This window comes from Rhodothermales bacterium, from assembly GCA_039944855.1.
Lineage (GTDB): Bacteria > Bacteroidota > Rhodothermia > Rhodothermales > JANQRZ01 > JBBSMX01.
Genome location: JBDUXZ010000007.1, coordinates 1 through 20,450, shown reverse-complemented (window position 1 = coordinate 20,450; position 20,450 = coordinate 1). Strand labels below are relative to the sequence as shown.

14 protein-coding genes are annotated in these 20,450 nt (G+C 69.1%); 7 read left to right on the top strand and 7 right to left on the bottom strand.

Annotated elements, in window-relative coordinates; genetic code table 11:
- The first annotated feature begins 278 nt into the window (after window positions 1-278).
- The 3 genes from ABJF88_05355 (at window position 279) to ABJF88_05345 (ending at window position 1,970) form a co-directional block, all read left to right on the top strand.
- Window positions 279-791, top strand: a complete 513-nt coding sequence (locus ABJF88_05355) for a hypothetical protein (GenBank protein ID MEP0546339.1) — start codon at window positions 279-281, stop codon at window positions 789-791.
- Window positions 792-933: 142 nt separating this feature from the next.
- Complete coding sequence (locus tag ABJF88_05350) at window positions 934-1,467, top strand: hypothetical protein (protein MEP0546338.1); 534 nt, start codon at window positions 934-936, stop codon at window positions 1,465-1,467.
- Between the two features lie 155 nt (window positions 1,468-1,622).
- The gene (locus ABJF88_05345; GenBank protein MEP0546337.1) at window positions 1,623-1,970 is read left to right on the top strand and encodes a hypothetical protein; all 348 of its coding nucleotides are present in this window, start codon (window positions 1,623-1,625) and stop codon (window positions 1,968-1,970) included.
- Between the two features lie 143 nt (window positions 1,971-2,113).
- Here the strand turns inward: ABJF88_05345 and ABJF88_05340 are convergent, their stop codons facing one another.
- The 6 genes from ABJF88_05340 to ABJF88_05315 form a co-directional block, all read right to left on the bottom strand.
- Window positions 2,114-5,767 (bottom strand): endonuclease, encoded by a 3,654-nt coding sequence (locus ABJF88_05340; GenBank protein MEP0546336.1) that lies wholly within the window; start codon window positions 5,765-5,767, stop codon window positions 2,114-2,116.
- 183 nt (window positions 5,768-5,950) lie between these two features.
- Window positions 5,951-6,904: a hypothetical protein gene (locus ABJF88_05335; GenBank protein MEP0546335.1), complete on the bottom strand. Its 954-nt coding sequence runs from the start codon at window positions 6,902-6,904 to the stop codon at window positions 5,951-5,953.
- 13 nt (window positions 6,905-6,917) lie between these two features.
- Window positions 6,918-9,341 carry a phosphotransferase gene (locus ABJF88_05330; GenBank protein ID MEP0546334.1) on the bottom strand — a complete coding sequence of 808 codons (2,424 nt, stop codon included), beginning with the start codon at window positions 9,339-9,341 and terminating at the stop codon, window positions 6,918-6,920.
- Window positions 9,342-9,343: 2 nt separating this feature from the next.
- Complete coding sequence (locus ABJF88_05325; GenBank protein ID MEP0546333.1) at window positions 9,344-11,608, bottom strand: MMPL family transporter; 2,265 nt, start codon at window positions 11,606-11,608, stop codon at window positions 9,344-9,346.
- Window positions 11,605-12,765: a DUF3419 family protein gene (locus tag ABJF88_05320; protein ID MEP0546332.1), complete on the bottom strand. Its 1,161-nt coding sequence runs from the start codon at window positions 12,763-12,765 to the stop codon at window positions 11,605-11,607. Before ABJF88_05320 ends, ABJF88_05325 begins: the two co-directional genes overlap by 4 nt.
- A gap of 75 nt (window positions 12,766-12,840) precedes the next feature.
- A complete protein-coding gene (locus ABJF88_05315) occupies window positions 12,841-14,421 on the bottom strand; it encodes an AMP-binding protein (protein ID MEP0546331.1) in 1,581 nt (526 codons plus the stop codon).
- A 103-nt stretch (window positions 14,422-14,524) separates the two neighbouring features.
- Here ABJF88_05315 and ABJF88_05310 point away from each other — a divergent pair, with 103 nt between their 5' ends.
- The 4 genes from ABJF88_05310 to ABJF88_05295 all read left to right on the top strand — a co-directional run bounded on the left by ABJF88_05310 (window position 14,525) and on the right by ABJF88_05295 (window position 19,491).
- Window positions 14,525-17,266, top strand: coding sequence for a PEP/pyruvate-binding domain-containing protein (locus tag ABJF88_05310; GenBank protein MEP0546330.1), 2,742 nt, complete (start codon window positions 14,525-14,527; stop codon window positions 17,264-17,266).
- Window positions 17,263-18,360 carry a hypothetical protein gene (locus ABJF88_05305; protein MEP0546329.1) on the top strand — a complete coding sequence of 366 codons (1,098 nt, stop codon included), beginning with the start codon at window positions 17,263-17,265 and terminating at the stop codon, window positions 18,358-18,360. Before ABJF88_05310 ends, ABJF88_05305 begins: the two co-directional genes overlap by 4 nt.
- Window positions 18,361-18,729: 369 nt before the next feature.
- Window positions 18,730-19,158, top strand: coding sequence for a type II toxin-antitoxin system RelE/ParE family toxin (locus tag ABJF88_05300; protein ID MEP0546328.1), 429 nt, complete (start codon window positions 18,730-18,732; stop codon window positions 19,156-19,158).
- Window positions 19,159-19,200: 42 nt separating this feature from the next.
- Window positions 19,201-19,491: a helix-turn-helix domain-containing protein gene (locus tag ABJF88_05295; GenBank protein ID MEP0546327.1), complete on the top strand. Its 291-nt coding sequence runs from the start codon at window positions 19,201-19,203 to the stop codon at window positions 19,489-19,491.
- Between the two features lie 254 nt (window positions 19,492-19,745).
- Here the strand turns inward: ABJF88_05295 and ABJF88_05290 are convergent.
- Window positions 19,746-20,450: bacteriophage abortive infection AbiH family protein (locus ABJF88_05290; protein ID MEP0546326.1), on the bottom strand; the 705-nt coding region annotated here is incomplete at its 5' end.

Genomic DNA, 20,450 nt, shown 5'->3' with positions numbered 1-20,450 from the left:
CGGTGGCGTCGACGGTGAGGGCGAAGACGGAGCGCTTGTGGAGGTCGAGGCCGGTGTAGAGTGTCGTGGCAGACATGGCAGCGGGCGGCTGATGAGAGGGACCTATCCATGAGGCGCTGTACCTTGTTGGAAAGATCCCGCTGTCGCAGGCCGACGAAGCGCTCCACGGTTTTGCCCTCTTCGTCGTCGGCGTATACCTTACCACCGCTCACGGCCGCATTGCACTTCGCGGCTGAACAGCCAAATGTTCGGCGACCCTCTCATCTATCCCGTCACCCATGGCTGAAACGAACGCGGCCCTCGTGGCGCTCGACAAGATCAATGCTCAGCGCAACGGGAGTTTCGCCATCGTCTCGGCCGACGACGCCCGGAACTACTACGCTCAGTTCTTAGCCGATGGCGCCTCGGGCTTATACGTCGAAATCGTAGGCGACGAGTTTCTCGACCCTGCCCACCGGCTGACTGAAGCGCAGCATGTCCAGATGCGCGAGCGCGGCTGGCGGACGGAGCCGGGCCATAACTGGTCGAAGGAGTGGCCTGACGCCTCGACGCCGGAGGCCCGCCAGCGGATCGCGCTCGACACGCTCAGCACGCTCAGTGAGGTGCACGGCGCGAGCGGAGGCGTCCGAGTCGAGGTCAACTTGGAGGGGCCGGGTGCGCGGGAGGCGAGCACTTCGCTGGCTGAGAGTGGGATCGCTCCTGTCTCGAACCCTACGCCGTCTCTTCTTATCGGTCTGGTCGCCGCTGCGGTCGTCGGTCTCGTTGTCGTGGTCTTGCTTCTCCTGTCCTAGTCACCGGCCGCAGAACCCGCGCTCATGGCCGACCACGGTCCCTACGGGTTTGCTGTCTCCGCGTCGGCGTCTACATTGCTCACTCCACCGCTGATGCCGCCCGTGGCGTCCGAAGCGCCACTCCGTTCTGCCACGCCTCCCCATGCCGCACAAGCTCCACGTCCTCTGCCTTTTTGGCCTCCTCGTCGGGTGCGACTCCGCCGATCCTGAGCCCCCAACACTGACGGGGACGTGGCATGGCGAGCGGCGTGCGCCCACCTTCGGCTCCGTCTTCGTCGCCGCTGACTCCACCTGCACCCCCGACGGGTGCTTCCCTGTCCTGTTCGAGCCCGAGGTCGTCGCCCACGACGTTCGGCTCCACTTCGACGGCCCTACTACGGCCGGGGACTTCCTCGTTGAGCGGACGACGGCCTACTTCATGGACGCCGACGCCCCTGCCGACACGCTCGCCACGTTCTCGAGGACGTACGAGGGGCGTTACACCACGTCGGCCGACACGCTCCGTTTCGGGGGCGGGCTCGATTCCCCGCCGCTCCTCTTCGTCGTGGGCGCCGATAGCCTCGCCCTTCGCCTCGCGCCCCCGGCCGGTGGCGTCATCGTGATCTCGGGCGAGTGTGGGCCGGGGAGCGCAGCGCCTCCGGAGTGCGGAGGCGGGTTTGAGCGGGTGCTGTTCTGATCCTCCCCGCTCGCCGTCCGTCGCGGCTCACCAGAAGGTGGTCGTCCTGAGGTGAGCTCGTCCTGCAGCGCCTTCGACCGGCGGGCGGATCCAGCGCGCGCTCCCTGTCGTCCCTCCCCTAGGGCATAGCCCTCATAGGGCACAGAGCTAACGCTATGGATATCAGCACGTCCGACTGGAAGGTCTTCCGCCGCCGCGTCCCCGAGTGGCGCGAGCGCTACCTCCGCCTCCGGAACGAGGAGCTCGTCGGCCTCCTCCGCGACGGGGCCCACACGCCGACGGAGCGGTTCTGGCGAGCGAAGGAGCGGGTGGCTGCCGAGGCGCACGTGCTCACGGCCTGCCTCGACGGGCACTCCAAGGGGAAGGTAGCGTGGTACCTCTCCCTGATGTACGGCCACGGCATGATCGGAGACGGCGACCTCGACGCGTTCAGCGAGGGGCTCCGAGAGGCGGTGCGGGCGTCGCACCGCCTCACACGGGGCGCGGAGCCCGACGGAAGCTGAGGGGTGTTTGGCCCCGGACTAGGCGCTTCGGGTCCTCGGAACAGCACAGGGAGCGACTCTCCCGTTCGCACGCTCCAGGTGTATGCGCAACGGGAGCCGCGCTTACGATTAGCACCCCGCTCGCCGCTGTCGACCGCGCGCCACTACCTCACGAGGGTGACGCGGCGGACGAGGGTGAGGCCTTCGCCTCGCGCCCGGACGACGTAGACCCCCGCCGGGAGCGCCCGCCCGTCCAGCACGACCTCGCGTCGTTCGCCCGGTCGGACCTCCCCATCGTGGAGGACGGCGACGCGGCGACCGAGCACGTCGAACGCCTCCACGGTCACCGCTTGGGCGTCCGCCACCGTCAGCGCCAGCACGGTCCTCGTCCGGAACGGGCTGGGATACGCCGCCTCGAGGGCATCGACCGCCGGAGCGGCTCCCGCAGGCTCGCTGGCGACGGCGAACGCGCTCTCGTAGGCGCCGAGGTCGACGGCGTTGCCTTGCAAGCGAGGCGCGCTCGCGAGGTCGATCGGGAGGGGCTCAGCCGTGTCGCCGTCGCCGTCGACGTCCCACCTATCCAGGGGGAGGTACTCAGCGAGGCCGAAGTCGACGCCGGGGCTACCCTCCTGGAGACGGAGGTCGCCGTAATCGTCGGGGCCGTCGGTGCCGGGCTGGCGGACGAACCGCGGGTTCGAGGTGAGCACGACCGTTCCGCCCGCGTACCCCCCCTGCACGATGGAATGCGCCACGTCCGGGACCGACGCGTTCACGGTGCCGATCTCGCCCCCGTCGTTGTCCCAGAAGACCCCGTTGCGCACGACGGGGTCGCCCCCGCCTTCGCTCGTGGCGCCGACGCTGAACAGGGCCCCTCCCTGCTCGAACACCTCGTTCCGCGTCGCGACGACGTTGACGAGGACGGGGTCGCTATGAAGGGAGTAGACGGCGCCGCCGATGGGGCCCCCGTCGTTCGCGACGAAGGCGCTGTTCACGATGAGAGGGGTGCCGCCGTTCGAGACGGTGAGGCCGCCCCCGCCCGTCCCGGCGCGGTTGCTGTAGAACCGTGCGTTGATGACGGTGGCGCTTCCACCGCTAAGCGAGAGGCCGCCGCCCGTGCCTGAACCGAACAAGAATGCCGTGTTGCGCACGAACGCGACGTCGAAGAGGAGCGGGGAGCCGGCCTCGACGTACATCCCGCCTCCGCCCGCTGCCACGTTCTGAGCAATGGTGAGGTGGCGCAGCACGGGGGCCCCGCCGGTGACGTAAAGCCCGCCACCGCGGGCGAATTCCGCGTCGAGCGTGTTCCCCATGGTGATGGTGAAGCCGTCGAGCACGGTCGTGCTGTCGGCCTCCGTGGCCGTCACCACGTGATAGGCGTTCCCAGCGGCCTCCCCATCGCCGTCGAGATCGCCCGACAGGACGGTGACGTGAGCCGTCAGGTCCCGCTCGTCGAGTTCGCCCTCGTGGCCCGCGAACCCGCCGTATACGGCCACCCCGCTTTTGAGGTGGAAAGACGCACGGCGTCCCCCCGTCATCGCCGTAGCGTCACCGGGACGGTAGGTCCCTTCCGCCACCCACACCTCGGCGACCTCGTCGGCGAAGGCCTCCGCGACGGCGAGCGCCGTTTGCACGTGCGGGAACGCTCGGTCCCAACCAGAGCCGTCGAACCCGTCAGCAGCGGCCTGGTCGACGTAGAGGCGTGGGCGAGCGAGGGATTCGGAGGAGTAGGCCCGCCGCGCGAGCGTGGGGTCGTGGACGAACGGGTTGACGGCGGGCTCCCCCGACCTCGTCGTCTGGTACGCCGCCACGCGCTCGCTCCGGCCCCCCTCCTCCTCGGACGCGGGGTCGGCCTCGTGCCACGCCAGCAGCGTGTCCTTCATCAGCTCGAAGAAAGTAGGGTCGGCCTGCCCGCTCCCAGAGGGGCCGTAGACCGCGTAGACGTAGAAGAGGGCGCGGGCGACGTCCCCCTTCGTGCTCTCGCGGGGCTCGAAGCGCACGCCGCCGAGCCGCTCGCTCCACGCGTCGCGCCCCGCCTCTGGGGGCGTGCCCCTCGTCTCGTCGAGGTGGTACCACTCGGTCGTCTCGTCGTCGGGGCTCTCGCCGAAGGGGAGGGTGCCGCGGTCGGCCTGGACCTCCACGCGGGCGGGGAAGAGGTGGTGGAGGTCGCGTTCGACGCGCTCGTTTCCCGGCACCAGCGATAGGGGCCAGAGGGGCTCGAGCTCGAGCCCCTCTCCGCCGTCGTAAACGTCAGCGGAAGGGTCGCACGAGGGGTTGCAGTCGAACGGGACAAAAAGGTCGGAGTAGAGCCCCCGCACGCCGTCCCCGTCCACGTCCGTCACGCGAGCAATGGCGGCGAACAGGGTGTCTGCCGCGGCATCCTGGGGAAGGACTGAACTTGGGCCGTAGTACGCCGCGAGGGAGTCGGCGAGAGCCGGTCCGATGAGGTGGGGGAAGAGGACGTGGACGGTCTGCCGCACCCCTGTCAGCGCGACGTCCACCACGGGCTCGTCGGCGTCGTTGGTCTCGATGCGGAGGGTGCCCGTGTAAGGGCCCGGGCTGGGCGGATCGAAGGCGACGGCAATGTGTCCCTCCTCCCCAGGCATCAACACCGCTGGGGCGCTCACTACGTCGAATGCGCCGGTTGGGCCGTCGACCTCGACCCCTCCAAAGAGGAGGCGGGTCGCACCCTCGTTTCGCACGGTGAGGGCGAGCTCGGCAGGCGCCGACACCACGCCGAAGTCGAGGGCGGCCGGCTCCACCGCTACCTCCGGTGAGGAGACGGTGGCGAGGGGGGTGTTCCCGTAGGCCCCGGCGTTGACGCGGCCCCCGTTGGGGCGAGGTTCGAACACGAAGTCCGCCGAGGGGTCGCCGGCGTCGATGGCCGCCGAGCCCGCCCCGAGCCAGTAGTAGTCGCCCCCGGTGAGGAGGGGGTCGCCGTGGGTATCGGTCGGGTCGGTGTAGCCGCCGTCGCTCCCGTTGTCCCAGTAGACGTTGTAAGCGGGATCGATGTCGCCGAAGTAGTTGGTCACGGCCGTCGCGTTCCCAGCGAAGACGTTGCTGCGGAGGTAGGCGTCGTCGTGGCTGACGCGGACGGCGATCTCGTTCTCGACGAGGGTGTTGTTGAGCGCACGGGTGGTCGTGCCCGAGAGGTAAAGGCCCTGCGCGGACGAACCGACGATCACGTTGTGGTCGATCGTAATGCGGGAGTAGGTGTCGGAGCTGATGCCCGTGCCGAAGTCGTAGATCCGGTTCCCCGTTACGCGGACGGTCTCCCCCGCTCGGGTGAACGACATGCCGACGCCGGAGCCCGGACTCGGGCCGTAGAGGACGTTGCCCTCGATAAGGGCGGCGGCACCGCCGGCGTTCCACGAGAGGTAGAAGGCCGTGCCGCACCCCTCCACCACGTTGTTCCGGATCGCGATCCCGAGGTCGAGCGGGTCGTGGGACTCGTTGTCGGCGAATCGGACGGCCCGGGGGAAGTTGCGGATGCGGAAGTTTTGGACGACGACGCCCTCCCGCCCGTACCCCGGGTGCTGGTCCCAGTAGAAGTCGAACCCGGCGTGGGCGTCGAAGAGGTCGCCGTCGATGATGGTGCCGGTGTTGCTCTGGCCGAGGAGGGTGACGTGGCTCTTGAGGGGGATGCCGCCCCGGTAGACGCCGTCCAAGACGAAGACGGTGTCCCCAGCGGCGGCGGCGCCCACGGCCGCGGAGATCGTCGGGTAGTCGGTGGGAACGACGAGGACCTCCGCCGAGGCGGGCGAGGCGAGGCAGAAGGAGAGCACGAGGGCAGCGAGCGCTGCGAGGTAACGCGGAATCATCACGTCGTGGTGAGAACGGGGCAATTGAAAGGCGTGGAAGATATACGCGGGGGAGTATCGTTCATCCTAGGCCATTACTAAAAGGGGCCACGTTCTGGAGCGGCCCGTAGTCCACGGCCCGGTCCATCCGTCAGCCTCCCGCGATCGCTTCCCGGAGTGCCCCCTTCGTCGTCGGACCGCGTCTCAGATCGCAGTCCCGATGAGGTAGAGCGCAACCGATAAGCCGGCAGGCTGGACGAGGCGCTCCGCTGCCGTTGCTGTAGGCCGGCGGAGGAGGGCGCGAATGGTGGCCACCGTGAGAACCCACCCGATGCCCATTAGTCCGGCCCGCGCCCATATCAGATGAGCTTCCGATGTGAGGAAGAGGCAGAGGAGAACGGCGGCGCCGGCGCTCTGAACCGCAAGGAGGACGAGGGCCGCTTTGCGGAGCCCGAGAACGCGGGAGTAGGTCTCCACCCCTTCCCGCTCGCCGTCCGGCGTGCGAATCTTTCGGGCTACCTCGAGCGAGAACACGAGGAGGTTGATGGCGAGCGCCCCTGCGTGCACGAAAGGATCGCGAAGGGTCGCGAGGCCTTCGCCTGCAACCAGGCCGAACCCAAGGAACACCAGGTGGACCGACAGGAAGACGACCGCGTTGTGGGTGAGGCCGTAGAGCACCACCCGCTGCCGGAGCCAGGCGGCGACGAAGAACTCCCGCAGCATCAACAGGGCGTAAGCGAGGACGGCAACCGCCCCGGCTACCATGGCCAGCCCGAAAGGCAGCGCAAGGCCGATCATCACGGCGACGGCCCCCCAAGCAGCCCCACGCAGGTGACGGTGTTCGACGACGCCTCGGGAGAGGAGGCGGTCGGGGTGAGCCCGGACATCGTCCTCCCGGTCCTTGTGCTCGTCGAACACGCGGAGGATGAAGTAGAAGGCCAGCAAGATCAGCGTTAGGGCCCCGTGTGAGAGGACGTGCGCGGCATCCGCCGGGGCGTCGAACCGAAGACGGACGAGGCCCCCGACGGCGGCGACGGTGAGCAGGTGGAACGGCACGAACTGCAGGGGGTCATAGCGCTCGCGGAGGTACGCCCAGAATCGGCTGATGAGCGACTCGCGCTTGATGAGCGACTCGCGATCCATTGCGGCACCGTGCATAAGGACCTCTCGGTTAGCGAGTGAAGGGGGCCAGCGTCGGAGAGGCGGCGACGTGTCGGAAGACGCCGTCTAGCACCCGCGGCAGAAACGAGTAGTCCTTGTAGGTGTGCGCCATCGTGTAGAGGCCCAGGCGCCCAATCAGCAGGTCCGCGCAGGCCAGGTCGAAGCCGGCACGGAACTGCTCCTCGTCGAGGATAGCGTCCGAGGCCTGCTCGAGCGCCCGGCGATACTCGTCGCACCACGACAACCGGTCCTCGCGCCTCGTCTCCGGGGGTAGGACGAAGGCGAGGAACTCCGCGATGTCCGCCTGCGGTGCGTTCACGGTGGCTAGCTCCCAGTCGTAGGCACAGAGGCGCGCACCGTCGCCTCCCCGCCGCAGGCAGAGGTTGCGCGGGTTGAAGTCGTTGTGGACCAGCGTTCGCGGCATGGCCTCGAGCGTCGGCCACCACTCCTCTATCGAGTCGATGAGGGCACGCACCATCCTGAGTCGCTCAGGCGTGTAGGTGCCGGGGAACTCGACGGCCCCGTGATCGGCGAGGGCGCGCCAGAGTTCCGCCAAACCCCCCGTCGCGTGGGTCGTGCGAGGAGAGAGACACAGGTCCTCTGGTAGGCTATCCGTGCGGCCGAGATGCAACGCGTGGAACGGAGCGAGATCGTTCAGCACGACGGCGATGTCGTCGCGGCTCCACGCGTCCGGTCGGTCGGCCGTCCCGACGTGGGTCACGTCTTCGAGGAGTTCCATCGCGATGACGCAGACCTCGCGGTCGGCGTCATGCCACGTGCCGTAGATCTTCGGGGCGATGCGGGTGAACTTTTGTTGGGGCAGCCGGGCGAGCGCGAGTTCGCGTTCGTGGCAGCCGCGGAAGTCGGTCTGCAGGCCGAGTCGCCCGAACGCGGAGGAGAGGGGGCCACCGCAGCCCTGCGCCATCTTGTTGAGCGCGCCGACCACCTCGCTGTCGGTCGCCTTCACCTTGAGTACGAGCCTCACCGTGCCCCTGACGCCCTCCCTCGTATAGCGCACCTCGTACGGGAAGAGACCGACGCGCTTGTTGCTGAGTTCGGTAGCGGCGAGGTCCGAAAGGATGCTCGCCGAGGTGTCCATCGGAATCGGCTCGGCGGACCCCACGGCGACGGGCCCGTCTTCATCGGAGAGTAGGCGCTCGAAGAGGCCTTCATTAAAGTCCTCCGCCTTCACTCCCAGGTCCGGGCGGTTACGCCCGAGACGTTCGTGCGCGGCGGCGAAGTGGCCGGCCGTGATGGCCGAGAGCGTCGAGAGGTCGAGCGCCAGCGCGAAGGCGGCGACGATCTCGGCGAGGCGGCCGCCCTTGCCCGCTCCGTAACAGCCTAGCATCTCGAGCGCTTCGCGCTGCGTCGGGAGCCCGGTGCCGCCCCCGACGGTGCCGATGACGAGCGACGGCAGCACGAGGGAGACGTAGATGCCGTCGCCGTCGGGCCGGACGTCGAGCTGCCCGACGGACGATTCGTGGACGCAGGCGATGTCCTGCCCCGTGGCGGTGAAGAGCGCGGCGATGGTGTTGGCGACGTTCACGTTCAGCCCCATCATCCCGGCCCCCACCGAGGCCGATACGAAGCCCGACCAGGTGCTGAGGAGGTCCGAGGGCTCCACCTTTAGCACGTCCCGGAGCACGGCGCCCGGCAGCTTCGCCTCGGCGACGACCCGCGTCCCCCGCCCTTCGATGAAGCTGAGGAAGCTGGCCTTCTTATCGCTGCTGAAGTTGCCCTCGATGACGTAGCGCACCAGGTCTACGTCGGGCGGGAGGTGCTCCAGTACCCACTCGCATGCGTGGTGCGTGGCTGCGGTGGTCATATTCTGGCCGGCGGCATCCGCGGTGCGGTACAGGAAGCGGACGTGGAGCACGGCGCCGCTGACGAAGCCCCGGACCGCGACGAGTTCGGCCCGCTGGCTGGCCGTGCGGACGGCCGCCCGCAGGTCGTCGAGGTGGCCTTCGAGCCAGCGTAGGAGGCGGAAGGCGTCGTCGAGGGAGCCGCACGTGAACATCGGCGCCCGCGTCATCTGCTGGTGCACCACCCGTGCCCGCACGCCGCCCGCCAGGCTGAGCGCACGGGACCCCCGCGAGAGCGAGGCGACCAGGGTGCCCTCCGTGGTCGCCAGCGGTGCCACGATGTAGTCGTCCACGTGCTCGCCGCGGACGAGCAGCGGCCCCCCCACCCCGACCGGCACCTGCACCATGCCGATGAAGTTCTCCACGTTGCCGCGCAGCGTCTCGGGATCCGTACCGTAGGTGCCCAGCTCTACGAGCGGCGCTCCCGTCCTCTGACGCACCCACTCGAGCCGGTCGTCGGCACGGTCGCGGCTGTAATGTCCGCGGTGGGGGATGCGCGGCATCGCGTCGTCGTACGTGTCGGCGCGGACGTCGCGGGTCTCGACGGATGGGGAGGGGGGGCGGTTCGGCATGGTCAGGAGGCAGGTTCGGCAGCGGCCCGGCCGTAGACGACGCGCAGGAGGAGCGGGAGAAGCACGAGGTCCCCCACGAGCGCGCCGACGGCCGCCACGGCGGTCAGAAGCCCGAAGTAGAAGACGGTGCTCACGCTCGCGAGCATGAGCACCGAGAAGCCGACGGCAAGGATAAGACTCGTGAGCACGACCGCCCGGCCGGCCCCGCGCGCTGCGGAGAATAACGCCTCGCGGGTGCCCGCGGTAGCGCGGGCTCCGCGAACGTGGTACAGCAGGTGGATCGTGTCGTCGACGGCCACGCCGAGGAGGATCGCCGCCACCGTGGCCGTCGCGACGTCGAGCGGGATCCCGAGCCAGCCCATGGTACCGAACATGATCAGGATCGGGAAGAGGTTTACCGGCACGGCGAGCAGGGCGAGCCGGAGGTCCCGTAGGCAGAAGGCGAGCAGGAGGGTCACCATCACGAGGGCGATCCAGAAGCTCCGGACCTGCGACGACGTCACCCGCTCGACGATCTGCACGTAGAGGGGCGGGTATCCGGCCGGGGCGACCTCGGCGAGGCCGGCGAAGTGTGCGTCGACGACTTCTTGAACGTCACTGAGCGTGCGTCCGAGGTCGCGGGCGCTCATCATCGGTCCGGTGAGCACGATGCGCCCGGCGCGGTAGTCCGCCGTGCTGATGCGGCGGAGGTCGGCGTTCCGCTCGTCCTCCAGTCGCTCCATAGCCAGCGCGACGTTGGCCGAATCGTCCATCAGGCGGTCGTCGCCGACCCGCACCTCGGAGTAGCGGCCGACCAGCGTATGGAGGCCGAACGCGGAGGCGACTCCGGTGCGGTCCTGCACCGCGTCGGAGAACGAGGCGGAGGCCCTCAGCATAGCGGGATCGTCTACCCGTCGGCCGCCGAGGGGCCGGACGACGAGATCGACGGGCGTGTACGGCCCCCACTCCGACTCGAGCGCCAGGTGGTCCCGAGTAGCGCGGTCGTCGTCCGGGAGGTAGCCGATCGTGTAGGTGTCCGCCGTCACCCTGCCGGCCCCAAACGCGGCAACGACGGCGATGACCGCGACCACGGCGGCCGTGGCGAGCGGACGTGCCCAGACGAGTCGGAAGAGGCGCTCTAGCCCCAGTTCGATCGCGCCCAGCGTAGCGCTGCGGTCGCTCGCCGGGCGCAGGCGGGGCAGAGCGATGGCGCCGAGTACGAACGTCACGGCGAAGGCGAGGGCGATGCCGGTCGCGGCGAGGGCGCCGAACTGGCGCAGCGCAGCGATGGGCGCGCTCGTCAACGCCAAGAACCCGGCGGCCGTCGTCAGCGAGGTGTAGAGGCTGGGAGTGAACGCCCGGCGCAAGGCCTCGCGGGCCACGTCCCATGCCCCTGCACCGGGCAGGCGCCGCGCCGCGGCGGTGTGGTGGTTGAGGACGTGGACGATGTCGGCCAACGCGAACACCGCGATCAGGGTCGGGATGGTGACCGTGACGGCGTTGAGCGGACGGTCGAATAGCCCGGCTACGGCGAGCGTAAGCCACGTGGTGATCCCCACGACGCCCATAGCGACCAGCGCGACGCTGGCGCGGCGGAAGACGGCGCCCAGCAGCGCGAGGAGGAGGACGTAGCACACGCCCATGAAGACGCCGAAGTCACGCTGGGTCGCCTGGTTCAAGGCCGTGTAGATGACGCCAAGACCGCCGACGTAGGCATGGGAAGCGCCGAGGACGGCGTCCGCCTCCGCTCGGACCGCCACGACGATGTCGTCGCGCACGTCCTCGAAGTTCTCGAGCGCGGCCATCTGGACCCAGATGAGCGCCATCGTAGCGTCGGCGTTGATGAGGCGGCCGGCGGAGAGCGGGGAGTCCAGCAACACCTCTCGCATGGCGTCGACGTCGTAGTCGAAGTGGTCCCGCAGGCGAACGACGCTGTACCCGAACCCGTCGCGGACGACGTCCTCCGCCTCGGCGATGGAGTGGACGTCGGCCACCCCTTCGATGCGCCTCAGGCGCTGGCCAAGCGCCGCCACGCGCTCGAGCGGCTCCTCGCCGAGCACGTCGCCGCCCGGGCGGTACCCGATCAGGATCACCTCGTCGTTGCCGAAGGTCTCCTGAAAGCGCTCGTACTCGGCGAGCGCCGGGTCGCCTTCGACGAACCAGACGTCCAGGCTGTTGTCCGGGACGATGGCACGTAGCACGAACGGGGTGCCTGCGACGAGGAGGGCAACGAGGATGCCTAGGCCGAGCCGGCTGCGGCGCATCAGGGGCCCCGGGGGGTCACTCATGCCTCACCGCCTTCGCGGGTCTCCTCTAGGTGGAAGCTGCGGTAGAACCAGGAGCGATCTTGACGCCAGAGACCGTAGGCCTCGGCGGCGTGGGAGACGAACCGCGCATCCAGGTGGGGTGGACGAGAGCGGTCGACCAAGAGGGACCAGTAGGCGAGGCGGCTGCCCGGCCGCATGACGCGGTGGAGGGCCTCGAACAGGTGGGCTGCGTTCTCCGGGGACGCGTACTCGAAGACGTCGGACAGGTTGGCCTTCGAAAAGGCGCCCGGGTCGCACCGGTCGACGAACGTCTCGAGCTCGTCCGTCACCGTACGGACACGGCCCGAGAGGGCGCGAAGGCGTTCGTAATGGGCAGGGCGAAGGTAGGGGTGAGCCCCCTCCAGCGACGCCACGCCTCCGGTCATGAACCGCTCCAGGTAGAAGTTTCCCTTCAGGGGGAGGCTCGTGAACGCGTACCGGAACCGGCGCAGGAAATGCTCGCCCGCGTCTACCTCTACGTGCGCGAACTGCGCTGGATCGCGGCCGTTGCGCCCCATCATCTCCTCGCCAAAGTACCACGTGAAGCCTTCCTCGAACGCCCGGTTGTCGAAGTGGTCACGGTAGATGCGGCGCTGCTCTTCGAGGTCGACGACCTCGAAGGCCGCTGCCACCTCCTCCGCTGCCATGTGCCTGTGAAGCACAGCATCGTGCCATGCCGCGATGTAGCGGTCCAGCCGCCCGCTACTTGCTATGCCGGCCGCGATGGCCTCCCGCTGCTCATCCCAAAACGCCCGCCCCGCCGGCGTCAGGTGCTCGCGGCACGCCGCGTATAGGCCCCAGCGGTCGTGGTGAGGCCGCACGCCGAGAAGCCCGACGAACTCCTCGTGGCCAAGGCTCTGAAGCGCGGCCAGCTTGAGGTTCAGCACGGCCGTCTGGCAGGGGTTCAGGTCGATGGCCGTGACCGAGCGCGGCCCTTCGAGGAGCATCCCGAGAACGTTGTCGCCAGCGGAGGTGATCGACAGAACGTCGTCGCCCGGCTGGATACGCAGCCCCTGGCGGAGGAGGCTGATGTCCTCCCAAACGGTCGAGTACCGAAGCGAGTCGAACCGCATGGAGCGGGCGATCTCGCTCCGAGGCTGGGCTTCTTCGGGGAGCAGAGGCTGGAGGGCGGGTTCCATCGAGCCTAAGATAGGCTCGGAGAGAGGGCCACGGGACGCGGCGTCCCTGCGACGTGACGCGCAGCCTTACGTGCGCTACCCGCCCCCCTTTTGCGCCATACGATCCAGCGCAGCGTAATCCACCTTCCACTGATGCCGCGGGTCGACGGGTATGCGGACGCCCCCACGCATCTCTACATCGGGGAGTCCGGCGTGCGCGAGTATGGCGCGCACCGCCCCTATGTCCTCGTCGGTGGGGGTACCTTCGATCCACAACACGACGTTTCCACGCCAGACATGGAGCACGGCTCGCGAGATGTCTGGCTGCCGCTCGATGGCGATCTCGAGTGGGAAGGGGGCCATGGGGCCGTGTGCGCCCGGGATCATGCGGCCGACCCGCCCCCCTAGCCAGAGCATCCCTCGCTCGTCCCTACACGCGACGTCGCCCATCCGGTGCCACACGGTCCCCGCCTCGTCGCGGATCTTGTTCCGCTCCTCCTCCTCCGGTGCGCCCACGTACCGCTCGACGACGTGGCTCCCGCTCACGATCACCTCGCCCCACTCCCCGTCCGCTACCGCGAGGTCCGCGAGGCGCTCCCCCTCCTCGAGACGGACCGGCGCGTCTTCGACCCGGACGAGCATGACCCGCGCGGCGGGGTCATCGAAGCCGGCGGGGTATCCCCGGATCTCCTCTGCCGGAAGGGCGAGGAGTTCGGAGGCGTGGACGGAGGCCACGGGCTCGGCCTCAGTGGAACCATAGATCACGGCGGTGACGGCGGACGGGAAGGCTTTGGCCGCCGCTTCCAAGAGCGACCTCCCGACTGGCCCACCGCCGATCCCGATCTGCCGGAGACCCTCGACTGGAGCCCCGGTCGACAGGGCATGGTCGGCGAGCGCCTGGACGAACGGGGGCGGGCCTGTGAGGTCGGTGATGCGCTCGGACGCGAGCTGCCGCAGGACCCAGTCCGGACGCACCGACGAGATGTCCTTGAGGTCGACGGCCGGCAGTACGGTGGGGGTGCCGCAGCAGAGGTGGTGCAGCGCTACGACGGGGAAGCAGGTGAGGGCGACGGCGGTGTCCGCGACGGGGTGGGACGCGTCGAGGGCGCGGTGCTGCGCGGACAGGGTGCCGTGTGTCCGCACGGCACCCTTCGGACGCCCCGTGCTCCCGGACGTGAACGTCAAGAGCGCGCCTGCACCGGACCCCACCTCGGCCAGTTCCAACGGGGGGCTCCCTGTGTGCTGGATGCCTGTGCGGACGGCTCGGGCCGACCAGAGACTGGGCACAAGCCACCGGAGACGAAGCGTGGCGCGCGTGCCGATAACGCCCTGGGGGCGGGCGGCCGCCACGGCGTTCCGGAAGGGCTTCAGCCCGCTTCCGGCAGGCGCGAGCACGGCTACGGCCCCGATGGCCATCGCGGCGAGCACAGCGGCGTACAGGTCCACCGAAAGCGGTACGAGAACCAGGACGCGGTCCCCGAGACCGACCTGCTTTCGGCGCAACGTGGCGGCGAGGATCTCGATGCGCCTCCACAGGTCCGAGAACGAGGCGCGCTCCGCGATCTCAGGACCGCGCAGGCGGCCGATATCCGGCAGCGCGAGAGCCGTCCGCTCGGGATGACGGGAGGCGGCGTCCCTGATGAAGCGGACGAAGTTGTGGGACGCGGAGGAAGGCATGGGCGGTTTACTATGCGACGCAACTTAATGACGGGATCTCCCAGGGGCCGTCGGCCCCTGCATGCTCGTTTATATTCGCCCCGTCACGCCCCCCCGCTCCCCTATGACCGCTCCGCTCCTGTACCCTCGCGATGCCTCTCGGGCTGGGCCGGACCAGCTCGGGGGCAAAGCGTCGGGGCTCGCGTGGCTGATGCGGTGTGGGGTGGCCGTGCCGCCGTGGTTCGTCATACCCGTTGCCGAGACCGAACGGATGCTCCACGGGAGCGGCGTGGCGGAGGAGATCCGGCGTCGCCTCGCCGAGGCGGCCGGCCAAGGCGCGTACCCACCCGAGCTCCTCGCGTCGCTGCGGGCGCGTGTTGCCGCCATCGAGCCGCCGCTGGCCCTGCGCGAGGCGGTCGCTGAGGCGCTGGCGTCGCTCAATGACGGCGGAGCAGAGCCGAACATCGCCGTACGTTCGTCCGCCGTTGGGGAGGACGGGGTCGAGGCGTCCTTCGCGGGCCAGCTCGACTCGTTCCTCTACGTGCGGGGCGTTGGCGGGGTCGTGGAGGCGCTGGCGAAGTGCGTGGCCAGCGCCCTCTCGGACCGCGCCGTCGCCTACCGCCTCCGCCACGGGGTCTCGGTCGACCGGCTCGGCGTCGCCGTCGTGGTGCAGACGATGATTACGGGCGAGACCTCCGGCGTGCTGTTCACCGCTCACCCGACGACCGGCAGCCGCCGGCACGCCGTCGTTTCGGCGGCGGTAGGCCTCGGCGAGGGCGTCGTCTCCGGCAGGGTCGACGCCGACGAGTACGTGGCCCGGCTCGACGGAACGGGCCCGGTCGAGGTCACGGTCGGGCACCAGGAGGAGGCCGCGGTGGCCGACGACGAGGGGGGCACGCGGTACGTCCGGCTGGAGCACGCGCCCCGCACGGACCGCGTGCTCTCGGACGAGGCGGTCCGCGAGATCGTAGCCGTCGGGGCACGAGCCGCGAGGGCGGCCCGAAGGCCGCTCGACCTCGAGTGGACGCGGGAGAACGGCCGCCTATGGGTCGTCCAGGCCCGTCCCATCACCGCCCTGCCGCCGCCGCAGGAGGGCGCGGGGGCGCCGACCGTGTGGGACAACTCGAACATCCAGGAGAGCTACTCCGGCGTCACCTCGCCGCTCACGTTCTCGTTCGCCCGCCGTGCCTACGCCACGGTCTACAGGCAGACCATGCGTGCCATGCAGATCCCCGAGGACCGCATCGCGACCCACCAGGCCGTGCTGGACAACCTGCTGGGCCTGATCCGGGGGCGGGTCTATTACAACATCAACAACTGGTACCGGGGCCTCCTCCTGTTGCCGAGTTTCGGGCGCAACAAGGAGGACATGGAGCGGATGATGGGGCTCCAAGACCCGGTAGACTTCGTACAGGACGAGGCCATCTCCACCTCGGATAAGGTCCGACGCGCCCCGGGGATGCTGGTGCTGCTGGGCCGGCTGCTGAGGCGCTTCAGGCGGATGGACGCGCTGGTAGGCGCCTTCCACCGGGAGTTCCGTGAGGCCTACGAGGCCGTGGACCGGGCGTCGCTCCACACGCGGACCGTCCCAGAACTCGTAGCCCTCGCTCGCAAACTACACGCGACCATGCTCGAGCGATGGAGCGTCCCGATCCTCAACGACTTCTTCGTGATGATGATGGGCGGGCGCGTTCGGAGAGCGCTCCGTCGCGCGGGGTTCGACCAGCCCGATCTCGTGTTGAGCGGGTTGCTCTCCGGCCTCGACGGACTCGAGAGCACCGAGCCCACACTCCGCCTCCTCGATCTCTGCGACGCCGTCCGCGGCGAGGAGGCTCTCGCCCGCCTCATGGATGCGCTCCCCGACGAGCGCCTGCCCGGGGCCGTCGAGGCGGAGGCGCCGTCGATCTGGGAGGCGTGCCAGGCCTACCTCGAGGAGTATGGGGACCGGACGGCGGGCGAGTTGAAGATGGAGACGGTCACGCCTCGCGAGGACCCGTCCCGTCTCTTCAGCCTACTGCGCGGCCTCCTCGAGCGACCGGACCTGCGGGCGTCGACGCTGCGCAGCGAGGCCCGCGCGCTCCGGGAGCGGACGGAACGCGAGGTGGCAGAGCGGATCCACGCATGTAGGCTTTGGGGTCCCGTTCGGCTGTGGCGGTTCCGCCGGGACCTCGACGGCTTTCGCCGCGGGGTGCGCCACCGCGAGAGCACGCGGATGCAGCGTACGCGGATGTTCGGCCTGTACCGTAGCATCTACCTCGAGATCGGCCGGCAGCTGCGCGGTTTCGGCGCCCTCGACGAGGCCCGCGACGTCCTGTACCTCACGGTCGAGGAGATCGAGCGGTACGTGGAGGGCGTAGCGGCGACGGCCGACGTAGCCGGACTGTGCCGCTTACGAAAGGCCGAGTTCTCGGCGTACGAAGACAGCGACATGCCTCATCACTTCATGACGTGGGGCGTGCCGTACGCCGCCAGCGACTACCTCTACCCCTACGAGCAGGCACCCGACCACGCGCCCCACCTCGATGGCACCGGCTGTTACCCCGGCGTGGTCGAAGCTCAGGCCGTCGTCGTGCTCGATCCGTCCGCGGCGACTCCGGTAGCAGGGCGCATCCTCTGCGCCGTACGGACCGACCCCGGGTGGGCCCCCCTCTTCCCGCTCGCCGCCGGCCTGCTAGTCGAGCGCGGGTCGGCCCTCTCGCACTCGGCCGTCGTCGCCCGCGAGCTGGGCATCCCCTGCATCGTCGGCCTCCCCGGCCTGACACGGCGTGTGCGGACGGGCGACGTCCTGCGCATGGACGGCGGCTCCGGCCGCGTCGAGATGCCGGAGGCTACGGCGGACGTCGCCGAATGCGAGGGCGGAGCATGAGCTGGGTGATTGGCGAGCCCGTACCGGAGGCGTTCAAGCGGCTTCCGCACCAGATCTACCAGGACGATCCCCTCTGGATCCCCGAAGACCCGGCTGCTCTGGATTGGCTTTTCAGCGAGGAGCACGGCTACTTCGCCGAGGGGCGCGCGACGCTCCTCGTCCGCGAAGGGGCGGCGAGGGTGGCCGGGTTCTTCGACCCCCGCCTCCGCATGGAAGGCGAGCCCGCCGCATTCTTCGGCTTCTGGGAAACGGTGAACGGGCTAGAACCGAATCGGGAGCTCTTCCAGCGGGTCGAGGCGTGGGCGGCCGGGCAGGGCGCACGACGCCTCTACGGCCCCGTGAACTTCACGACGCACCGGGATTACCGCCTGCGGCTGGGCGGGTTCGACGAGCCCCCCTTCCCAGGCGAGCCCTACCACCCGGCGTGGTACCCGCAGATCCTCCACGAGCTCGGCTTTGCGGTCGCCGCCGAGTACACCTCGCACGCCACGACGAAGGGGTACCGGGCGCTCATCGGGGAGCTGCTGCGCTCCAAAGCCCACTACCTGTCGCGTCCTCCGAATGGGGTCCGCATCGAGGCGCTCACCGGGGGGCTCTGGATGGAACGGCTCGACGAGCTGTACGGGTTCGTCGATGAGGCCTTCAGCCACAACGTGGCCTACCTCCCCCTCTCCGAACGCGACTTCCGCCGCTCCTACGGCGAGGGCGTCGCCCGCCGGCTCTGCCCGCGCACGTCCGTCATCGGGCTCGACGCTCGGGGCCGCGTGGCCGGATTCCTGATCTGCTTCCCCGACTACGGCCCCCTCCTCCGCCAGGGCAATCCGGCGCGCGTCTCGGCCTCGGATCTCCGCTTCGAGCGCCACTTCCCCGAGCTCGCGCGGCCCTGCTTCTTGGCCAAGACCGCCGCCGTCCGGGGTGACCTTCGGAACGGAGGCCTGATGAGCGCGCTCTCCGCAGAGGCCGCCCAACGCAGCCTGGACGTCTACCAGGACGGCATGATCTGCCTCATGCACCGGGACAACTACTCTACCCGCTTCACGTCACACGTCTCCGACCGCGACCGCCGCTACGCGCTGTTCGGGAAGGGGATTTGACGCCGGGCGCGAAGGCCCCGCGCCCGAGCAACGGGAGCGGCTTGCGTGGCTCGTCGACGACGCGTTGCGGCCGGAGGGTGAGGGGCCGGTGGCCGCTCCTCGACGGGCGTAGCTCATAAAAGAGCGCCCCCTCCCCCTTTACCACGATCATGGAAGACCAGACGTTCTGACCTAGGAGGGGGGTGCGGGAGGCGGGACGCGCTGATGCCTTGGGGTTGGTGAGAGGGGATTTTGAGGTGGCGTTGGGAGGCTCCCCTTTTTTGAGAAGAAGGGTGGATCCGAAGTCCGCCAGTGGCGTACATTGAACTTAATTCCGCCACTGGCGGACCGATACTGCCTGTGCTCGTCCTCACCCGTGCCTGCCCCCTCGTGCCCTCCGCGTCCCAGCCCGACGATGATCCCTCCGCGCTGGATTCTCTCAGCGGCGTGCTCTTCGTCGAGACGCCGACGTTCTCAAAGCGGCTCCGGGCGCTCTACGACAAACGGGCCCTCGATGCCGAGGGGTACCGCGAGATGCAGAACGCGCTGTACGAGCGGACGACGCGGATCGACTCCATCCCCGGGGTGCCCGACGTGCACAAGGCGCGGTGGGGGGCGTCGGGGCGCGGGAAGCGCGGCGGCCTCCGCGTCATCACCTACGACTGCGCCCGGCGCGGCATCGTGTACCTCCTTATGATCTACGAGAAAGCCGAGCGCGAGGACCTCACGCCCGAGCAGCGGAAGCGGCTCGCGCGGCTCGTCGACGACGCGTTGCGGCCGGAGTGTGAGGGGCCGGTGGCGGCCCCTCGACGGGCCTAGCCTATACACAACGTACCCCTTCGAACCACAGCCCCCCCGATCATGGATGACCAGCTGTTCGACGACCTCCAAGAGAGCGTGCGGGAGGCGGGACGCCACGCGCGCGGCGAGCTCAGCGTGGACCGCGAGGCGGTCCGTGCTCACGGCGTGCCCGACGCCCGAGAGATCCGGGAGGCGCAGGGGATGACGCAGGCGGCGTTCGCGGCGGCGCTCGGCGTGCCGGTGGGGACGCTGCAGAACTGGGAGCAGGGGCGGCGGCGGCCGGACCCGGCGGCGGTGACGCTGCTGAAGGTGGCGGCGGCGCACCCCGAGGTGCTGCTAGAGCTCGCGTGATGTCACGCAATAACGGGCGACATTCGCAAGGCTGAGGCTAGGGCGGGGCTGATCGAGACGCAGGCGGCGAAGGCGGGCGCACACGAGCGGGCCCTCATGCGGCATACGCGGCACAAGAGCGAGCGCGTCCTCCGCGAGTACATCCGCGAGGGGCCGCTCTTCGACGAGAACCCCACGGGTGATCTCGGACTCTGACCGGAGAAGACACCCTCCCATTGCAAGCGGTTGCGCTTCCGCTCGCCCATCGCCGCACCTCAGCCGTTCCAGAGTGTGCTCAGGTCACCTTCGATAACCCCGTCTGCACACGAGGTACGGATGAACTTTCGGATCGGATGAAGGTCAAGTCGATCTCCCTCGACTCCGATGGATCGGAGAGCCTCGGTGTGGCTCTCCTTTTCGCTGGGTGAGTGGTAGGAGACGAGCCAGCGGGGCGGAGCTCCGCGGGTCGCGTCTACGATCGATTTGAAGTATGGGAGGTCGACCGGCGAGAGAGCATGGCCTAAGACGTAAACCTCTCCCACACCTGCGAGTGAATCGAAAAAAGCCTGGTTTTGCTCGATGATGGCCGCCGTCGGCTTGAGCGTGTCTTGGAAGTACCGTTGGATGATTTGTTCACCCTCTTGCACCCTCGGGTCCCGCTCCCGGAGTTCCTCATCCCATTCGTCAGAATGCCCGACGGATTCCTGCTTCCAGCCGTGTCCCAGTACGATAGGCCCCCCACCCGATTCGCTCGATCCATGGATGTAGAGCACACGGCGCGGGTCGACGCCGTAAAGTTTTTCAAGCGTGCTCGTGTAATTAAAAGAGATGAATCTAGCGTCGGGTTCTACCCTCAAGAGGAGAGGGAGATGGCCGGGGTTTGGTATAGGCACGCCACCGATCCACTCCGCAATCGCCTCGACAAGCCGACGCGACAGGGCTTCGAGCACCTCCCCCATCTCGTATTGGTAGTCGTGGTT

Excerpts from the sequence above, each read along its gene's own strand:
- ABJF88_05355 (MEP0546339.1), top strand. The coding sequence starts at position 279 with ATGGCTGAAACGAACGCGGCCCTCGTGGCGCTCGACAAGATCAATGCT.
- ABJF88_05350 (MEP0546338.1), top strand. The coding sequence starts at position 934 with ATGCCGCACAAGCTCCACGTCCTCTGCCTTTTTGGCCTCCTCGTCGGG.
- ABJF88_05345 (MEP0546337.1), top strand. The coding sequence starts at position 1,623 with ATGGATATCAGCACGTCCGACTGGAAGGTCTTCCGCCGCCGCGTCCCC.
- ABJF88_05340 (MEP0546336.1), bottom strand. The coding sequence starts at position 5,767 with ATGATTCCGCGTTACCTCGCAGCGCTCGCTGCCCTCGTGCTCTCCTTC.
- ABJF88_05335 (MEP0546335.1), bottom strand. The coding sequence starts at position 6,904 with ATGCACGGTGCCGCAATGGATCGCGAGTCGCTCATCAAGCGCGAGTCG.
- ABJF88_05330 (MEP0546334.1), bottom strand. The coding sequence starts at position 9,341 with ATGCCGAACCGCCCCCCCTCCCCATCCGTCGAGACCCGCGACGTCCGC.
- ABJF88_05325 (MEP0546333.1), bottom strand. The coding sequence starts at position 11,608 with ATGAGTGACCCCCCGGGGCCCCTGATGCGCCGCAGCCGGCTCGGCCTA.
- ABJF88_05320 (MEP0546332.1), bottom strand. The coding sequence starts at position 12,765 with ATGGAACCCGCCCTCCAGCCTCTGCTCCCCGAAGAAGCCCAGCCTCGG.
- ABJF88_05315 (MEP0546331.1), bottom strand. The coding sequence starts at position 14,421 with ATGCCTTCCTCCGCGTCCCACAACTTCGTCCGCTTCATCAGGGACGCC.
- ABJF88_05310 (MEP0546330.1), top strand. The coding sequence starts at position 14,525 with ATGACCGCTCCGCTCCTGTACCCTCGCGATGCCTCTCGGGCTGGGCCG.
- ABJF88_05305 (MEP0546329.1), top strand. The coding sequence starts at position 17,263 with ATGAGCTGGGTGATTGGCGAGCCCGTACCGGAGGCGTTCAAGCGGCTT.
- ABJF88_05295 (MEP0546327.1), top strand. The coding sequence starts at position 19,201 with ATGGATGACCAGCTGTTCGACGACCTCCAAGAGAGCGTGCGGGAGGCG.